Source organism: Streptomyces sp. HB132, assembly GCF_016909575.1.
In the GTDB taxonomy this organism is placed as follows: domain Bacteria; phylum Actinomycetota; class Actinomycetes; order Streptomycetales; family Streptomycetaceae; genus Streptomyces.
This window is the reverse complement of the sequence record NZ_JAFBGA010000001.1, coordinates 207,147-223,194: the sequence shown is the minus strand read 5'-3', so window position 1 is coordinate 223,194 and position 16,048 is coordinate 207,147. Positions and strand designations below refer to the sequence as shown.

14 protein-coding genes are annotated in these 16,048 nt (G+C 71.6%); 8 read left to right on the top strand and 6 right to left on the bottom strand.

The window, feature by feature from the left end; translation table 11 throughout:
* The first annotated feature begins 78 nt into the window (after positions 1-78).
* The 4 genes from JOC24_RS01145 (at position 79) to JOC24_RS01130 (ending at position 3,757) form a co-directional block, all read left to right on the top strand.
* Entirely contained in the window at positions 79-654 is a 576-nt protein-coding gene (locus JOC24_RS01145; protein WP_239579334.1) for a hypothetical protein, read from the top strand.
* Positions 655-785: 131 nt separating this feature from the next.
* Positions 786-1,616: an ammonia-dependent NAD(+) synthetase gene (gene nadE / locus JOC24_RS01140; RefSeq protein ID WP_205018187.1), complete on the top strand. Its 831-nt coding sequence runs from the start codon at positions 786-788 to the stop codon at positions 1,614-1,616.
* A gap of 124 nt (positions 1,617-1,740) precedes the next feature.
* Positions 1,741-2,715 (top strand): prolyl aminopeptidase, encoded by a 975-nt coding sequence (gene pip, locus JOC24_RS01135; protein WP_205018186.1) that lies wholly within the window; start codon positions 1,741-1,743, stop codon positions 2,713-2,715.
* 46 nt (positions 2,716-2,761) lie between these two features.
* Positions 2,762-3,757: an aldo/keto reductase gene (locus tag JOC24_RS01130; protein ID WP_205018185.1), complete on the top strand. Its 996-nt coding sequence runs from the start codon at positions 2,762-2,764 to the stop codon at positions 3,755-3,757.
* A gap of 146 nt (positions 3,758-3,903) precedes the next feature.
* Here the strand turns inward: JOC24_RS01130 and thpR are convergent, their stop codons facing one another.
* The 3 genes from thpR to JOC24_RS01115 form a co-directional block, all read right to left on the bottom strand.
* A complete protein-coding gene (gene thpR, locus JOC24_RS01125) occupies positions 3,904-4,485 on the bottom strand; it encodes an RNA 2',3'-cyclic phosphodiesterase (RefSeq protein WP_205018184.1) in 582 nt (193 codons plus the stop codon).
* A 183-nt stretch (positions 4,486-4,668) separates the two neighbouring features.
* Positions 4,669-6,003, bottom strand: coding sequence for an MFS transporter (locus tag JOC24_RS01120; protein ID WP_205018183.1), 1,335 nt, complete (start codon positions 6,001-6,003; stop codon positions 4,669-4,671).
* Positions 6,004-6,103: 100 nt separating this feature from the next.
* Positions 6,104-6,544 (bottom strand): MarR family winged helix-turn-helix transcriptional regulator, encoded by a 441-nt coding sequence (locus tag JOC24_RS01115; RefSeq protein WP_205018182.1) that lies wholly within the window; start codon positions 6,542-6,544, stop codon positions 6,104-6,106.
* A gap of 134 nt (positions 6,545-6,678) precedes the next feature.
* Between JOC24_RS01115 and JOC24_RS01110 the strand changes: the two genes are divergently transcribed.
* On the top strand, positions 6,679-6,894 hold the full coding sequence (locus tag JOC24_RS01110) for a hypothetical protein (RefSeq protein ID WP_205018181.1): 216 nt from the start codon (positions 6,679-6,681) through the stop codon (positions 6,892-6,894).
* Positions 6,895-6,930: 36 nt separating this feature from the next.
* Here JOC24_RS01110 and JOC24_RS01105 read toward each other — a convergent pair whose 3' ends face one another.
* Positions 6,931-8,382, bottom strand: a complete 1,452-nt coding sequence (locus JOC24_RS01105; RefSeq protein ID WP_205018180.1) for an NCS2 family permease — start codon at positions 8,380-8,382, stop codon at positions 6,931-6,933.
* 189 nt (positions 8,383-8,571) lie between these two features.
* On the opposite strand from JOC24_RS01105, the gene JOC24_RS01100 reads away from it, so the two are divergent.
* Positions 8,572-8,859: a DUF2530 domain-containing protein gene (locus JOC24_RS01100; RefSeq protein ID WP_205018179.1), complete on the top strand. Its 288-nt coding sequence runs from the start codon at positions 8,572-8,574 to the stop codon at positions 8,857-8,859.
* A gap of 137 nt (positions 8,860-8,996) precedes the next feature.
* Positions 8,997-11,405 (top strand): HAD-IC family P-type ATPase, encoded by a 2,409-nt coding sequence (locus JOC24_RS01095; protein WP_205018178.1) that lies wholly within the window; start codon positions 8,997-8,999, stop codon positions 11,403-11,405.
* A 23-nt stretch (positions 11,406-11,428) separates the two neighbouring features.
* Here the strand turns inward: JOC24_RS01095 and JOC24_RS01090 are convergent, their stop codons facing one another.
* Positions 11,429-12,289, bottom strand: a complete 861-nt coding sequence (locus JOC24_RS01090; protein WP_205018177.1) for a calcium-binding protein — start codon at positions 12,287-12,289, stop codon at positions 11,429-11,431.
* A gap of 236 nt (positions 12,290-12,525) precedes the next feature.
* Here JOC24_RS01090 and JOC24_RS01085 point away from each other — a divergent pair, with 236 nt between their 5' ends.
* Entirely contained in the window at positions 12,526-12,789 is a 264-nt protein-coding gene (locus JOC24_RS01085; protein ID WP_205018176.1) for a hypothetical protein, read from the top strand.
* A gap of 19 nt (positions 12,790-12,808) precedes the next feature.
* Here JOC24_RS01085 and JOC24_RS01080 read toward each other — a convergent pair whose 3' ends face one another.
* Positions 12,809-16,000: a sacsin N-terminal ATP-binding-like domain-containing protein gene (locus JOC24_RS01080; RefSeq protein WP_205018175.1), complete on the bottom strand. Its 3,192-nt coding sequence runs from the start codon at positions 15,998-16,000 to the stop codon at positions 12,809-12,811.
* Positions 16,001-16,048 lie beyond the last annotated feature (48 nt).

Genomic DNA, 16,048 nt, shown 5'->3' with positions numbered 1-16,048 from the left:
ACCCCTCCGTAAGTGGAGGCATTCCCCTCCCTGCCGAAAACCCCCGGACAGCCCAAACGGCCGCTGTACTCTCGCCCCATGATCCAGCCGACGACCTCGACACCCACGGACGCCGAATGCGCCGTGCTCACGCGGACGCTGCGCCGCCGGGGCACCGTCGTCCTGTCGGTGTTCGCGCTCGTCTGGGCCTTCGCCGGGGCGTCCGGACTGGCGTCCTCGGGTGCGGCCCTGGCCGTCGAGATCCTCGCCGTACCGGTCACCGCCGCGGCGATCGTCCTCGCCTACCGCAAGGGTGCCGCTCCCTCGCCCCGCGCGGTGAACCTGCCGGAGAACTGGGCGCGTTCGGTCGGCGTCGTCAACGTCATCGAACTCGCGGCGATCTTCGCGGTGATCGCGGCGTCCAACGCCTCGGGCCACCCCGCGTTCATCCCTCCGGCCATCGCACTGGTCGTGGGCCTGCACTTCATTCCGCTCGCGCGCCTCTACGACCAGTGGCAGTACAAGGGAACGGCCGCACTGCTGAGCGCCGCCGCGGTCCTCGGTCTCGCGCTGATCGCGGCCGGCGTCTCGGACGAGGGCGTGCGGGCCGTCGTCGGACTGGCCTCCGCGGCCACCCTGTGGGCGTCCGCGTACCACGTGGCCGTCAAGGGCTGACGGGCACGGACGCCGGTTTCCCGGGCGTCCGGCGGCCCGGTTCCACCGGGGTGTCACCGGCCTCCGAGGTGTCGGGGGCCCTGAGTAGGCTGAGCGCGACACACCATCGTGAACCGGACCCAGGAGCACACGTGAGCGAGCCGGCGAACATCGCCCTGCAGCAGGAGATCGCCCGGGAGCTGGAGGTCTCGGAGACCTTCGCCGCCACGCAGGAGATCGAGCGCCGCGTGGCCTTCCTCGCCGAGCGGCTGACATCGACGGGCCTGCGCTCCCTGGTGCTCGGCATCAGCGGCGGCGTGGACTCCACCGCCGCCGGCCGGCTGTGCCAGCTCGCCGTCGAGCGCGCAAGGGAAGGGGGCCACGAGGCGCGGTTCTACGCGATGCGGCTCCCCTACGGCGTCCAGGCCGACGAGCACGACGCCCAGCTCGCGCTCTCCTTCATCCGGGCCGACCACGTGCTCACCGTGGACATCAAGCCCGCGAGCGACGCCACGCAGGGGTCCCTGCTCACCGGCGACGTGACCTTCCGCGACCCCCACCACCAGGACTTCGTGCTCGGCAACGTCAAGGCCCGCCAGCGCATGATCGCGCAGTACGCGGTGGCCGGGGCGCACAACGGCCTCGTCGTCGGCACGGACCACGCGGCCGAGGCGGTCTCCGGCTTCTTCACCAAGTTCGGTGACGGCGCCGCCGACCTCGTCCCGCTGACCGGTCTGACCAAGCGCCGGGTGCGCGCCGTCGCGGAGGCGCTGGGCGCACCCACCGAGCTGGTCCGGAAGGTGCCGACGGCCGACCTCGAGACGCTCGCCCCGGGCAAGGCGGACGAGCACGCGCTCGGGGTCACCTACGACGCCATCGACGACTTCCTCGAGGGCAAGCCGGTGGACGAGCGGACCTTCGACACGATCGTCGGCCGCTACCGCCTCACCGATCACAAGCGCCGGCTGCCGATCGCCCCCTGAATCGCCGGAATCCGGCCCCCGGTTCCCGCTGAGCCCTGCACGAGCGAGGCACCGGTAGTCCTGGGGGTGGTGCGCGCCCGGGGCCGGCCACCCGTGGACCGCCCGAACCGTGAGGAGTGCCGCAGTGGACCGGAAGCCCGACGAGAAGTACCCGCCCATCGAGCCGTACGACCAGGGGATGCTGGACGTCGGCGACGGCAACCTCGTGTACTGGGAGGTCTGCGGCAACCCCGACGGGAAGCCCGCCGTCGTCGTCCACGGCGGACCGGGCTCGGGGTGCAACGACCGGGGCCGGCAGTACTTCGACCCGGACCTCTACCGCGTCGTGCAGTTCGACCAGCGCAACTGCGGCCGCTCCACCCCGCACGCGAGCGACCCCGCCGCCGACATGCGGCACAACACGACGGCGCACCTGATCGCCGACATGGAGCTCCTGCGCGCCCACCTCGGCATCGGCACCTGGCTGCTGCACGGAGGCTCGTGGGGCTCCACACTGATCCTCGCGTACGCCGAACAGCACCCGGAGCGCGTCTCGGAGATCGTGATCCAGGCCGTCACGACGACCCGGCGCAGCGAGATCGACTGGCTGTACCGGGGCGCCGGGCAGCTCTTCCCCGAGGCCTGGGACCTGTTCCGGGCCGGAGTTCCCGAGGCCGAGGGGCCCGGGGGCGTCATCGCCGCCTACGCCCGGCGGATGGAGAGCCCCGACCCCGACGTACGGGCGAGGGCGACCGCCGACTGGTGTGCCTGGGAGGACGTGGTGGTGTCCATGGAGGCGTACACCGGCCCGTCTCCGTACGGCGGACGGCCCAACCGCGACCAGCAGGCGTTCGTACGGATCTGCGCGCACTACTTCGCGCACGCCGCCTGGCTGGAGGAGGGGCAGCTGATCCGTGACGCCGGCCGCCTCGCGGGCATCCCCGGCGTCCTGGTGCACGGCCGCTTCGACCTGGACAGCCCGCTGATCACCGCGTGGGAGCTGGCCAGGGCCTGGCCGGACGCCGAACTGACGGTGATCGACGACGCGGGCCACCTGGGCGGCCCGGCGACCAGGCGGGCGGTACTGGACGCGATCGACCGGTTCGCGCGACGCGCCTGAGACCCCCCTTGCTTCGAGCGCGCTCGAAGGAGTTGGCTGGGGCACCATGAAGTACACGCAGCTCGGACGCACCGGACTCAAGGTCAGCCGCCTCGTCCTGGGGACGATGAACTTCGGCCCCCAGACCAACGAGAGCGACAGCCACGCACTCATGGACGCCGCCCTGGACGCGGGCGTCAACTTCTTCGACACCGCCAACGTCTACGGCTGGGGCGAGAACAAGGGCCGCACCGAGGAGATCCTCGGCACCTGGTTCGCGCAGGGCGGCGACCGCCGCGACAAGGTCGTCCTCGCCACCAAGGTCTACGCCAACATGGCCGCGGACGGCGAGGCCTGGCCCAACCACGACAAGCTGTCCGCCCTCAACATCCGCCGTGCCGTCGACGCCAGCCTCAAGCGGCTGCAGACGGACCACATCGACCTGTACCAGTTCCACCACGTGGACCGGGACACCCCGATCGACGAGATCTGGCAGGCCATCGACGTACTGATCCAGCAGGGCAAGATCCTCTACGCGGGCTCGTCCAACTTCTCGGGCTACAAGATCGCCCAGGCCAACGAGCGGGCCGCCCGGCGAGGAAGCTACGGGCTGGTCAGCGAGCAGTGCATCTACAACCTGATGGAGCGCGGCGCCGAGATGGAGGTCATCCCGGCCGCCCAGGAGTACGGCCTCGGGGTCATCCCGTGGTCGCCGCTGCACGGGGGGCTGCTCGGCGGCGCGATCCGCAAGGAGCGTGACGGCGGCGGCGCCCGGTCCACCTCCGGCCGGTCCGGCGACGCGCTGGCCGACCCGAAGGTGCGGGCGCAGGTCCAGGCGTACGAGGACCTGCTGGAGAAGCACGGTCTGGAGCCCGGTGAGGCGGGCCTGGCCTGGCTGCTGACCCGGCCCGGTGTCACCGGCCCGATCTCCGGCCCGCGCACCCGCGAGCAGCTCGACTCGGCGCTGCGCGCTGTGGAGCTGGAGCTGTCGGACGAGGTGCTGACCGCCCTGGACGAGATCTTCCCGGGCCCGGGCCCGTCGCCGGAGAACTTCGCCTGGTAGGAACGCGGCGCGCGTGCGGCCTCCGCCCCGGGGTTCAGCCTCCGAGGGCGGAGGCCGCCGCCACGACGACGAACATCAGCACGAGCACGGCGGCCATGATGCGGTTTCTGGTCTTCGGGTCCACCCCACGAGCGTAACCGCCCCGCTCACCGGCCGAGCGGCCAGGCCCGCACGACCTCGTACCGCGGCTGTTCCCCCGGCACCCCGTCCACCGGCAGGTCGCTGCGTACGAGACTGAGCTCGGCGGCCTCCCACTCCGTGCCCTCGAAGCCCTCCAGCGCCGCCGTGTACGGCGCCAGGTCGGCCGGGACCCTGCTGCGGGCCAGGGTGAGGTGCGGGGTGTAGCGGCGATGCGCCTCCATCTCCACCCCGGACCTGCGCGCGGCGGCGTGGGTGCGCTGCGCCAGCAGCCGCATCGTGTCGAGGCCGCCCTCCGCCCCCGCCCAGAACGCCCGCCCGTCGAACCGGCCGCTGCCGTGGATGCGCAGCGGGAACGGCTCGGTCCGGTGCGCGGCCCGCTCCAGCCGGGAGTACAACTCCGGCAGCAGCTCCTCGTCGACGTTCCCGAGGAAGGCCAGCGTGTAGTGCCAGCCGGCCCGCGCGGTCCAGCGGAGGTTCAGCGCCCCGGGCAGCTCGTGCAGCGGGGCGACGGCCCCGGCCAGCTCATCGGCGGCGGGCTCGGGCGGCAGGACGGCGGCGAAGAGTCTCTGGCTGGGGCGGCTGCTCATGGGCCGAGTGTCCCAGCGTCCCCGCGTGCCCGGAGGACGGGCCCTCTCGGCGCCGCGATCGGCCTCACCGGCACGGTCCTCTCGCCGGCGGCGGCCGGCTCCCCTCGGGGACCGGGGGCCGGGGGCCGGGGAACGAGAACGCCGCCCCCTTCGGCGAGAAGGGGGCGGCGCACGCGGGACGGCTCAGGCAGCCGTAGCCAGTTGCTCGCGTGGGACGAACCGCACGTGCGGGCGGCCCGGGCGCAGGTCGAGCTTGAGGCGCAGGCCCCCGACGCGCGTCAGGGCGAAGCCCACACCGAGCGCGGCGAGCATGGAGATCGTGCCTCCGGCCGCCATGCCCGTCCTGGCGCCGTAGACGTCGCTGATCCAGCCGACGATCGGGGCGCCCACCGGTGTGCCCCCGGCGAAGACCATCATGTAGAGGCTCATCACCCGGCCCCGCATCTCCGGGTCCGCGGCCATCTGGACGCTCGTGTTGGCGCTGATGTTGGTCGTCAGGCCGATCATGCCGATCGGGACGAGCAGCAGCGAGAAGAGCCAGACGGACGGCGACAGCGACGCGACGATCTCCAGGGCACCGAACAGGGTGCCCGCGGCCACCAGCATCCGCAGCCGCGAGGAGCGGCGGCGGGCCGCGAGCAGCGCCCCGGCCAGGGAGCCGGCCGCCATGAGGATGTTGAAGAACGAGTACATCCCGGCGCCGCCGTCGAAGATCTCGTCCGCGAAGGCCGTCAGGAAGATCGGGAAGTTGAAGCCGAAGGTGCCGACGAAGCCGACCAGGACGATCGGCCAGATCAGCTCGGGCTTGCCGGACACGTAGCGCAGGCCCTCGCGCAGCTGTCCCTTGGCCCGCTTCACGGTCACGGACGCGTGGAGCTCGCTCGTACGCATCATGAGCAGGCAGACGAGCGGGGCGATGAACGACAGCCCGTTGAACATGAAGGCCCAGCCGCTGCCGACCGTCGTGATCAGGACACCCGCGACGGCGGGGCCGATGAGCCGGGCGGACTGGAAGTTCGCCGAGTTCAGGCTGACCGCGTTGCGCAGCTGCGCGGGGCCGACCATCTCGGAGACGAACGACTGGCGCGCCGGGTTGTCGACGACGGTGACCATGCCGAGCAGGAAGGCGATCAGGTAGACATGCCAGACCTCGACGACGCCGGAGAGGGTCAGGACGGCGAGAGCGACGCCGCACAGGCCGAGTGCCGCCTGGCTGATGAGCAGCAGACGCCGCTTCGGGAGCCGGTCGGCGATGACCCCGCCGTACAGGCCGAAGAGCAGCATCGGGAGGAACTGGAGGGCCGTGGTGATGCCGACGGCGGCGGCGGACCCGGTGAGGCTCAGGACGAGCCAGTCCTGCGTGATGCGGGACATCCAGGTACCGGTGTTGGAGATCACGGCGCCCGTGGCGAACAGGCGGTAGTTACGGATCTTCAGCGACGAGAAGGTCCCGCCGGTCTTGCTCTCGTGGGTGGAAGTCGGTGCGGGGGCGGAGTCTGCTCCGGATCCCGTACTCAAAAGGGTTCGCCTCCTCGGGCGTATACGGCGTACGTGCTGACGAGGACGTGACGGCGGGCGGTGCGGGGCCGCGTTCCGCGGGCCCGCCCGCCCGGCCGGATCAGAGGTGGGCGAGCTTCTCCAGCACGGGCGCTGCGGCCCGTAGCTTCTCCCACTCGTCCTCGTCCAGGCCCTCGGCGAGATCGGCCAGCCAGGCGTTCCGCTTGGAGCGGCTCTCGGCGAGCATGGCTTCCGCCTGCTCGGTCCGGCTGACCATCTTCTGCCGACGGTCATCGGGGTGCGGGTCCAGTCTGACCAGCCCCTTGGCTTCCAGCAGCGCGACGATGCGGGTCATCGACGGCGGCTGCACGTGCTCCTTGCGGGCCAGCTCACCGGGAGTGGCGGAACCGCAACGGGCGAGGGTGCCGAGCACCGACATCTCTGTGGGGCTCAGCGACTCGTCGACGCGCTGGTGCTTCAGGCGCCGGCCCAGCAGCATCACGGCGGAGCGAAGGGAGCTCACGGCGGCCGCACTGTCGCCGTCGTGGATCAGGTCAGGCATGTTGCTTAGCGTAACTCATTAGCTGTGCTAAATACCAGCCGGTGGTACACGCGCGAGAAACTGATCACCCGAACGAGTGAGTATGAGGCGGAAAGAGCCGCGAGAGGCCCATGTGTGCCGCGACTCTGCTTGGCATGGGATCGACAGTGCTCAGCCTGCGCATAGACGGTGAGCTGCTCGAGCGGCTCCGCCGGCACGCCGCCAGACGCGGCATGACCGTCCAGGACTACGTGGTCCGGACGCTCGTCCGCGACGACTTCGACGAGCGCTTCCACGCGGCCGTCGACGAGACGGAGAAGTTCTACGGGGCGGACCCCCGCCACGGTGACCCGGCCGATCGGGTCACCTGACGGGAATCCGCCCCGTGGGGGTGGAGGGGTACGCGCCTACGTGAGGCCGAGCGCCGGCATCGCGTAGTAGAAGACGAAGACCGCGGACACCACGTACATGGCCGCCGGGACCTCCCTGCCGCGGCCGGCCGCCAGGCGCATCGCACTGAAGGCGATGCAGCCGATGCCGATGCCGTTGGTGATCGAGTACGTGAGCGGCATCATCAGCATGGCCAGGAAGGCCGGGATGGCGAGCGTGAAGTCGCTCCAGTCGACGTCCCGCACGTTGCCCGCGAGGATCAGGAACCCGACCGCGATCAGTGCCGGGGTGGCCGCCTGCGAGGGGACCATCGTCGCCAGCGGCGTCAGGAACAGCGCCACCGTGAAGAGCAGCCCGCTCACCACGCTCGCGAGCCCGGTCCGGGCACCCTCACCGACGCCCGCCGTGGACTCCACGAAGCAGGTCGAGGCCGAGGAGGAGGTGATGCCACCCGCGGCGACGGCGACACCGTCGACGAGCAGGACCTTGTTGATGCCCGGGAAGTTGCCGTCCTTGTCCATCAGCTTCGCCTCGTCGCCGACGCCGAGGATGGTGCCCATCGCGTCGAAGAAGCAGGACAGCAGCACGGTGAAGACGAAGAGGACGCCGGTCAGATAACCGACCTTGCTGAAGCCGCCGAGCAGGCTGACCTCACCCACCAGGCCGAAGTCCGGGGACGAGACGGGATTGCCCGGCCACTCCGGAACGGTCAGACCCCAGGCGCCGGCGGGCAGGTCCGCGACCGCGTCGATGACCAGTGCGACCACCGTCATGACGACGATGGAGAGCAGGATCGCTCCCGGTACCTTTCGGACGATCAGCGCCAGGGTCAGCAGCGTGCCGAGGACGAAGACCAGGACGGGCCAGCCGTTGAGGTGGCCGTCGGCGCCGAGCTGGAGCGGCACCGTGGTGTGCGCGGCGTCCGGGATACGGGAGACGAAGCCCGAGTCGACCAGGCCGACCAGCAGCACGAAGAGGCCGATGCCCATCGCGATGCCCTTGCGGAGCGAGCGCGGCACGGCGTTCATCACCCGCTCGCGCAGCCCGGTCGCGACCAGCAGCATCACGACGATGCCCGCGAGGACGACCATGCCCATCGCGTCCGGCCAGCTCATCCGGGGGGCGAGCTGGAGGGCGACGACGGTGTTGACGCCGAGGCCGGCGGCGAGCGCGATCGGCACGTTGCCGATGACACCCATCAGGAGCGTGGAGAACGCGGCCGTCAGCACGGTGGCCGTGACGAGCTGGCCCCCGTCGAGCTGGTGCCCGTACATGTCCTTCGCGCTGCCGAGGATGATCGGGTTGAGCACGATGATGTACGCCATCGCGAAGAACGTGGCGAAACCACCACGGACCTCTCGCGCGACCGTCGACCCCCGCTCGGAGATCTTGAAGTAACGATCAAGGACGCCGTGGGGCTGCTGCGGCGTCGGCGGCTGATCGACCGGAGCGGTGGCCGAGGAGGACATGTAGGACCTTCAGTCGTGCATCGAGGGGGATGAAAATCAGACAGATTTGGATGTTCACACGAATAAATCGAGTCACCCGCAAGCAGATTCAGTATGAATACATAAGCGAAAGATCGCTATCTCCGCGCGTAGACCCTTGAGCCGACTGGCCCGCGGCGCCCCGGCCGGGGACAGCTCTAGACTGACCGCATGCAGAAGTGGACACCGAAACACGAGGCGCCCGAGCCCCTGGAGGGCCCCGTCGTCGCCACCATCACCGGCGGCACGATCCTCTGGTTCGTCCTCTTCCTCGTGCAGGTCCCCTTCTACGGCTGGTTCGACGACCGCGGTCACGCCTGGTGGATCTGGGTCTGCCTGGCCGGCGCCGGACTGGGCCTCATCGGTATCTGGCTGGTCCGCGGCCGGGACGCGGCGATCAAGCGGGCCGCCGCACAGGCCGCCGCCGAGGAGTCCACGCCGGGCACCGCGCGTCACTGACGCGCCCCCGCTCCTGTCCGGCCGCCCGCTCCGGAGGGTCGTCCGCGTACGACCAGGGGACCATTCCGCTCCTCCCCGGGTCGGATCTTCCGGCGCCCGGGGGGTGAACCGCACCGTCCGCCCGTACGGTCGGAATCATGACGCAGCGGGCACTCGACTCCTCCGGTGAGCGACCGGACCCCGTACCGACCTCCCCCGCTCCCGCGCCACCGGGGGGCCTGACCACCGCGGAGGTCGCCGAACGGGTCGCACGGGGCGAGGTCAACGACGTACCGGTCCGCTCGTCCCGCTCCGTCACCGAGATCGTCCGCGCGAACGTCCTCACCCGGTTCAACCTGATCATCGGGGTGCTCTGGGTCGTCATGCTGTTCGTCGCGCCGATCCAGGACAGCCTGTTCGGCTTCGTGATCATCGCCAACACGGGCATCGGCATCGTCCAGGAATGGCGCGCCAAGAAGACCCTGGACAGCCTCGCCGTCATCGGCGAGGCGAAACCGACCGTGCGGCGCGACGGAGCCGCCGCCGAGGTCTCCGTGTCCGAGATCGTCCTCGGTGACCTGGTCGAGCTGGGTCCCGGTGACAAGGCCGTCGTCGACGGCACCGTCGTCGAGGCGGACAGCCTGGAGATCGACGAGTCACTGCTGACCGGCGAGGCCGACCCCGTCGTCAAGCGGCCCGGCGACCCGGTGATGTCCGGCAGTTTCGTCGTCGCGGGCGGCGGGGCGTTCACCGCCACCAGGGTCGGCCGCGAGGCGTACGCCGCGCAGCTCGCCGAGGAGGCGTCCCGCTTCACCCTCGTCCGGTCCGAACTGCGCAGCGGGATCAGCACGATCCTCAAGTACGTGACCTGGATGATGGTGCCGACGGCGATCGGACTGATCATCAGCCAGCTGGTCGTCAAGGACAGCAACTTCAAGGACTCCGTCGCCCGCACGGTCGGCGGCATCGTCCCGATGATCCCCGAGGGCCTGGTCCTGCTCACCTCGGTGGCCTTCGCGATCGGTGTCATCCGGCTCGGCCGCAAGCAGTGCCTGGTGCAGGAGCTTCCCGCCATCGAGGGTCTGGCACGGGTCGACATCGTCTGCCTGGACAAGACGGGGACCCTCACCGAGGGCGGCATGGACGTCACCGAGGTCCGCCCGCTGAACGACTCCGACGAGGACTACGTACGCCGGGTCCTGGGCGCCCTCGGCGCCTCCGACCCACGGCCCAACGCGAGTCTCCAGGCCATCATCGACGCCTGTCCGGACGGCGAGGGCTGGGACGTCACACAGGCCGTGCCCTTCTCCTCGGCCCGCAAGTACAGCGGCGCCGCCTTCGCCGAGGGGGACGGCGACGCTTCCGCCTGGCTGCTCGGCGCCCCCGACGTGCTGCTGCCCCCGGACGACCCCGCCCTGACGGAGACCGTGCACCTCAACGAGCAGGGGCTGCGGGTCCTGCTCCTCGCCCGGGTGCGCGGCGAGCTGGACGCCCCGGACGCCGCCTCCGAGGCCGTACCCACCGCGCTCGTCGTCCTGGAGCAGCGGCTGCGCCCCGACGCCGGGCAGACCCTGGCCTACTTCGACGACCAGAACGTCGCGGCGAAGGTCATCTCCGGCGACAACGCCGTGTCGGTCGGCGCGGTTGCCCAGAAGCTGGGGATGCCGGGTGCCGAGCACGCCCTGGACGCCCGCCGCCTCCCCGAGGACCGCGACGAGATGGCGACGGAGATCGAGCGCAACGCGGTCTTCGGCCGGGTCACCCCGCAGCAGAAGCGGGACATGGTCGGGGCCCTCCAGTCACGGGGGCACACGGTCGCGATGACCGGTGACGGCGTCAACGACGTGCTGGCGCTCAAGGACGCCGACATCGGGGTGTCGATGGGCTCGGGCTCCGAGGCGACCCGCGCGGTGGCCCAGATCGTGCTGCTGAACAACAGTTTCGCGACGCTGCCGTCGGTCGTGGCCGAGGGCCGCCGGGTCATCGGCAACATCACCCGGGTCGCGACCCTGTTCCTGACGAAGACCGTCTACTCGGTGCTGCTGGCGATCCTGGTGGTGTGCTTCCAGGTGGAGTACCCGTTCCTGCCGCGCCACCTGACGCTGCTGTCCACGCTGACGATCGGCGTCCCGGCGTTCTTCCTCGCGCTCGCCCCCAACAAGGAGCGGGCCCGGCCGCACTTCGTACACCGTGTCATGCGCTACGCGGTCCCCTCCGGGACCATCGCGGCGGCGGCCACCTTCACCACCTACCTGCTGGCCCGACACCACTACGCCGGTACGGGGGCGCTGGACGCGGAGACGAGCGCGGCGACGCTCACTCTGTTCCTGGTCTCCATGTGGGTCCTGGCGATCATCGCCCGCCCGTACACGTGGTGGCGGATCGCCCTGGTCGCGACGATGGGCCTGTGCTTCCTCGTCGTGCTCGCCGTGCCGTGGCTCCAGGACTTCTTCGCGCTGAAGCTGGTGGGGACGACCATGCCGTGGGCCGCGGTGGGGATCGCGGCGGTCGCGGCGGCCGTCCTGGAACTGGCCTGGAGGCTGGTCGGCCGCCGCTTTCCCACATAGATCGTGAAGGGCTTGCCCTGCGGCTACTTCACGTCGACGAAGTCACCCGCGGCCGTGACGGTCGGGGTGGTGGACGTACCGGCGAAGCTGTAGCGCCAGTAGCCGTCCACGGACGCCGTGCTGGTGGTCTTCAGCTCACCGGTGCTGCTCGACTTGATGGTCTTGAGCGTGGTGTAGGTGCTGCTGGTCTTCTTGCGGAACTGCAGCTTGACCGACTGACCGGCGTAGCCCTTGTACGTGCCGGTCTCCCAGTTGGCGCGCGACAGCTTGCCGGTGACCGTGATGGTCTTGCCCTTCTTGACGGGCTCCGGGGCGGCGTTGACGGTGACCTTGGAGAGGCGCTGGACGCGGGCCTTGGAGAAGTAGTCGTCGTACGCGAACGAGTCGTCACCGGCGAGCGCGCCGGCGGTGACGTGCCAGGTGCCGGCCAGCGCGTTCATGTACAGGTCCTGGCCGGGGACGATCGTGATCGTCAGCTTGCAGGTGGCGGTGGTGGCGCTGGAGTTCGTGCAGTTCGCGACATCCTCGTTCGGAATCACCCAGCCGTCGACGTCCGTCTCGACGTCCGAGCCGTGCCACAGGTCGATGTAGGCGTCCGTGATGCCGGAGGGGTGCGAGGCGGTGAGCGAGACGGTGATCTTCTTCGAGGCCGTGGTGCCGAGGACGATGTCCTTGCCGCCGTTGATGACGACCTTGGAGATCACGGGCTCCGCCACGGCGGCGCGCGACCTCGCGAGCGGGGCCTTGGTGACGCCGAACACCTCGGCGGCAGTGGGCTTGTCCAGGCTCGGAACAGCCCGGTCGCCCGCCTGCGCCGCCGGAACGGCGAGAGCGGACAGAGCCAGGGCGCCGGAAACGGCGGCGACAGTGGCACGAATACGCATGTGTTCCCCAGGTGGAGAAGGGGGCCCGTGGCAAGTCCCGCGGCCGACGGTCCCCATGTGGTCTGTGAGTCTGATGACTCCACAGACCAGACAGCTCACACCTGTGAAAGGTTGTGCCCGGTCAACGACTTTTCTGTGAAGATCACATGAACCCGGCCGCACCTTGGCTGTGCTGACCTGGCAGGGCCTTCGACGGCCACATTCACGTCTTCGAGAGAAGGCAGGAGGGGGTACCGATGATCGACGGCCTCACCGGAGTCATCGTGATCGGAATCGTAGGGGCGGTGCTGGCCTTCGCCGGGGACCGGATCGTCCGCCGGCGAAAGCGCGCCTTCGAGGACCGCTACGGAACCTACGAGGGATTCCGGGACCAGGTGGACGAGAACGAGGTCCGCGCCGTACGCGACGAACGTGGAGACGTCGCGGCGGTCAAGACCGTACGTGACCGCCACCCCCTCGCCTCGCTCGCCCACGCGCACCGGTACGTCAAGGAGCTGTGAGCTCCCGGCGCCGGGCCCCTCAGTCGAACCAGCGGTCCCGCGCCAGCTCCTCCGTACGCGACGGATCCTCCAGCAGGGCCGCCACCTCGAAGCGGCGCGGCCACTGACCGGCGGCCCAGGCGAGACCGGCCGCCACGCCCTCCACCGTGGACGCGTGGACGACACCGTCCGGGGTGCGGCGCCAGTCCAGCTCGACGCCTCCGGCGCGCAGTTCACTGTGCTCGACGTAGGTGTCGGGGGTCCCGGCGCCGAGCAGGATCCGCACGGAATCCGGCACCTGGTGCTCCTCCCCCTCCGTCGACACCGCGGCCTCGACGCTCTCGCCGAGCCGCCGCACCTGGAGCAGGTCCGCCAGCTCGGCCGCCCGCGCCGGGGCCACCGGCAGCAGGGGGAGGCCGCCGGCCAGGGGCAGCAGGTCGGGGGCGTCGGCGATCAGGACGTCCGCCGCGTCGGCGACCCGCACCTCGTCGTCCACGACGGCCCGCAACTCGTCGGGCAGCGTGACCTGCTCGGGATCCAGCTCGGCGAGCGCCGTGTAGAGCGAGTGCAGCTGCACCGGGCCTACCGGACGCTCCTCGTCCGCGAGCCGCCCCAGCAGCTCGGCCGCCCCGCCCGGCTCGTCCAGGAGCGCGGCGACCGACGTCCGTACGCCCAGTGCGCGCAGCACCTGCGCGTCGTCGAAGCCGGTGGCGTCGGCGGAGTCGTACAGCCCCGCCAGGCGCGGGTCGCCGCCGGCCGCGCGCAGGCCCGCCGGGCGGCGGCCGTCGAGCACGGGGTGGTCGCGCAGCCACCACGCGGTGTAGGGCCGTACCGACTGGGTCGTACCGTCCGGGAGCAGCACCCGCACCGGCTGGGTCAGCGCGTCGCGCAGCGGCGGCCGGGCCAGCATCGCCAGCGCCTGCGGCCAGGCGTCGTCGTCGACGAGGTCCAGGTCGCGCACGGCGACGAGTTCAGTGGCGACCGGCGGCACCGGGGTGTCCGGGAGCTGGTCCAGGACGTCCTCGCACCACACGTCCACGGCATCGAGCAGACCGGCGTCGTCCGTCTCGGCGAAGTCACCGTCGCGGGGCTCCAGTTCGTCCGGGTCCAGGACGACGTCGGTGGCCCGCACGAGGGCGAAGGTGGCCAGCACCCCGCAGGCCGTCAGAGGCTGTTCGCCCCAGCGCTCGGTCAGCTCCGCGTCGCACAGGGCGAGTTCGCCCTCACGCATCACCTGGGCGAAGGGGCTGCCCGCAAGCACCAGCTCGCCGGCGGGCGCCGGCTCCCCGTCCTCGTCGGGCAGGGCCAGCGCGCCCAGCCAGGGCTCGTCACCGGGTGCCAGGTCGGCGTCGCGTACGAGCGTGAGGACGGTGTCGGCGAGCTCGTCCCCGTCCAGGGCGTCCTCGTCCCAGATCTCACCCGCGTCCAGCGAACCCGCGACGGCGGCCCGGACCTGCGGGGTCGTCAGGACGGCCCGGGGGGTGGCGGGCAGGGCACCGAGCTTCTCCAGCAGCGGGTGCGCGGCGTCCGGGTGGGCCACCTTCAGCCCGAGCCTGGCCAGCCTGGCGAGGACCGGTTCGGTCAGTGCGTCGGGCAGCGGCAGGAGGACCTGGCGGGGCCCGACGGTGGTGCGCGGCGGCGCGTCCGCGGAGCCCGCGAGAGGGACGGGAAGGCCGGAGAGCCGGTCGGGGTCGACACCGGCCAGGCTGTCGTACAGCCGCCGCCACCAGTCGGGGTTCCGTTCCAGACCCGCCAGCCGGTCGATGGCCTCGGTCAGGGGGACACGGGCCACACCGAGCGTGCGCAACTCGGTGCGGCGCTCCAGGCCGGCGGGCAGCAGACAGGGCAGGACCTCGGCGAGCACCCGTACGGTCTCCGCACCCACGCCCTCGACGACCTCGGCCTCGACCGGCCGGAGCGCGGTGGTTTCCGGGCGCGGTGTCCCGGAGCCGTCCCAGTCGTCCCACTGCGCCGTCGCCTCGGCAGGATCGCGGGGCGCGGCGGGTTCCAGGAAGGCGACCCGGGGCAGCCGCTCCAGGATCGCGGCCCGCAGCGCGCCGTCGAGCCGCCCCTTGCCGAGCACCCCCGGCACGAGCGCGATCGTGGCGACGGACACGGGTTCCCACCCGGCGAGCAGCTCCGCGTACGCGTCGGCCGCGCGCTGCACCAGGAATTCGGTGAGCGGGCCCGGCGCGGGGTGCCGTCGGGTCGTGTCGAGGGGCAGCGAGGCGATCAGCAGCGCGGGGATCCCCAGCGGCTCGTCGGTGGGTGTCGGGGCGTGCACCACGGGGGCGGTGCGGGGGTGCTGAGGCGCCCCCTCCTCGTCGACGGGCACGGCCCACGTCAGCGACCAGTGCGGACGCAGCCGCTCCTCGACGGGCCGGTCGGCGAGCAGCGCGGGTTCGACGGGACCCTCGCCCGAGACGGTGCGCCACCGGTGGAGGCCGTGCACGGAGTCGTCGACGTGCGTGTAAGGACCGTGCTGCGAGCGGCGCAGCGTGCGTACGTCGCCGGGGGTGCCCCCGGGGGTCTCGATCACGACCTCGTCGAGGCCGGACAGTGTGAGGAGCAGCGCGTCGTCGACACCATCGAGGAGCCTGCCCACGAGGTCCTCGGCGACGCCGTCGCGCAGCGGCAGGACGACGACCGTGTCGTAACCGTCCGGCGCGGTCCCCTCGGCGGGCAGCGGGAGCCGGAGCAGCGGTACGTGCCCGTCGCGGCGGCGCAGCTCGTCACCGAGCCCGGGGCTGCCGACGGCGGCCTGCCGCGCGAGGTCGCGTGCCTCCGCGAGGGACCAGCGGACACCGCCGTGACGCCCGATCACGGCGGGCTCGTCGCTGACGGCCAGCACGGCGGCGAAGCCGACACCGAACCGGCCTACGGCCGACTCGTGACCCTCGCGCTTGGCGGAGGCCCGCAGCGTGCTGAGCGACTCGACGCCGGTCGCGTCCAGGGGGGCTCCGGTGTTGGCCGCCGCGAGGACGGCGGGACCGCCGTCGGACGCCGGGTGCAGGGTGAGGCGGAGCCGGCCGGGGACGCCCGCGCGGGCCGCGGCGTCGGCGGCGTTCTGGGCGAGTTCGACGACGAGCCGGTCGCGGTATCCGCCGAGGGCCAGGTCCTCCTCGGCGTTGGCGTCCTCCCGGAAGCGGGCGGGGCCGGCGCCCCAGGCGTCGAGCACGCCGCGCCGCAGTCGCGCCGTCCCGAACGGATCGGCCCCCTCGGTCGCATTCATGCCCACGCTCGTACTCCGCTCTTCCGGTGACCCGTGACGCCCAGTGTG

Bases quoted from the DNA above. Each gene is read 5' to 3' on its own strand.
- JOC24_RS01145 (WP_239579334.1), top strand. From the start codon at position 79: ATGATCCAGCCGACGACCTCGACACCCACGGACGCCGAATGCGCCGTG.
- JOC24_RS01130 (WP_205018185.1), top strand. From the start codon at position 2,762: ATGAAGTACACGCAGCTCGGACGCACCGGACTCAAGGTCAGCCGCCTC.
- thpR (WP_205018184.1), bottom strand. From the start codon at position 4,485: ATGAGCAGCCGCCCCAGCCAGAGACTCTTCGCCGCCGTCCTGCCGCCC.
- JOC24_RS01115 (WP_205018182.1), bottom strand. From the start codon at position 6,544: ATGCCTGACCTGATCCACGACGGCGACAGTGCGGCCGCCGTGAGCTCC.
- JOC24_RS01110 (WP_205018181.1), top strand. From the start codon at position 6,679: ATGGGATCGACAGTGCTCAGCCTGCGCATAGACGGTGAGCTGCTCGAG.
- JOC24_RS01105 (WP_205018180.1), bottom strand. From the start codon at position 8,382: ATGTCCTCCTCGGCCACCGCTCCGGTCGATCAGCCGCCGACGCCGCAG.
- JOC24_RS01100 (WP_205018179.1), top strand. From the start codon at position 8,572: ATGCAGAAGTGGACACCGAAACACGAGGCGCCCGAGCCCCTGGAGGGC.
- JOC24_RS01095 (WP_205018178.1), top strand. From the start codon at position 8,997: ATGACGCAGCGGGCACTCGACTCCTCCGGTGAGCGACCGGACCCCGTA.
- JOC24_RS01090 (WP_205018177.1), bottom strand. From the start codon at position 12,289: ATGCGTATTCGTGCCACTGTCGCCGCCGTTTCCGGCGCCCTGGCTCTG.
- JOC24_RS01085 (WP_205018176.1), top strand. From the start codon at position 12,526: ATGATCGACGGCCTCACCGGAGTCATCGTGATCGGAATCGTAGGGGCG.
- JOC24_RS01080 (WP_205018175.1), bottom strand. From the start codon at position 16,000: ATGAATGCGACCGAGGGGGCCGATCCGTTCGGGACGGCGCGACTGCGG.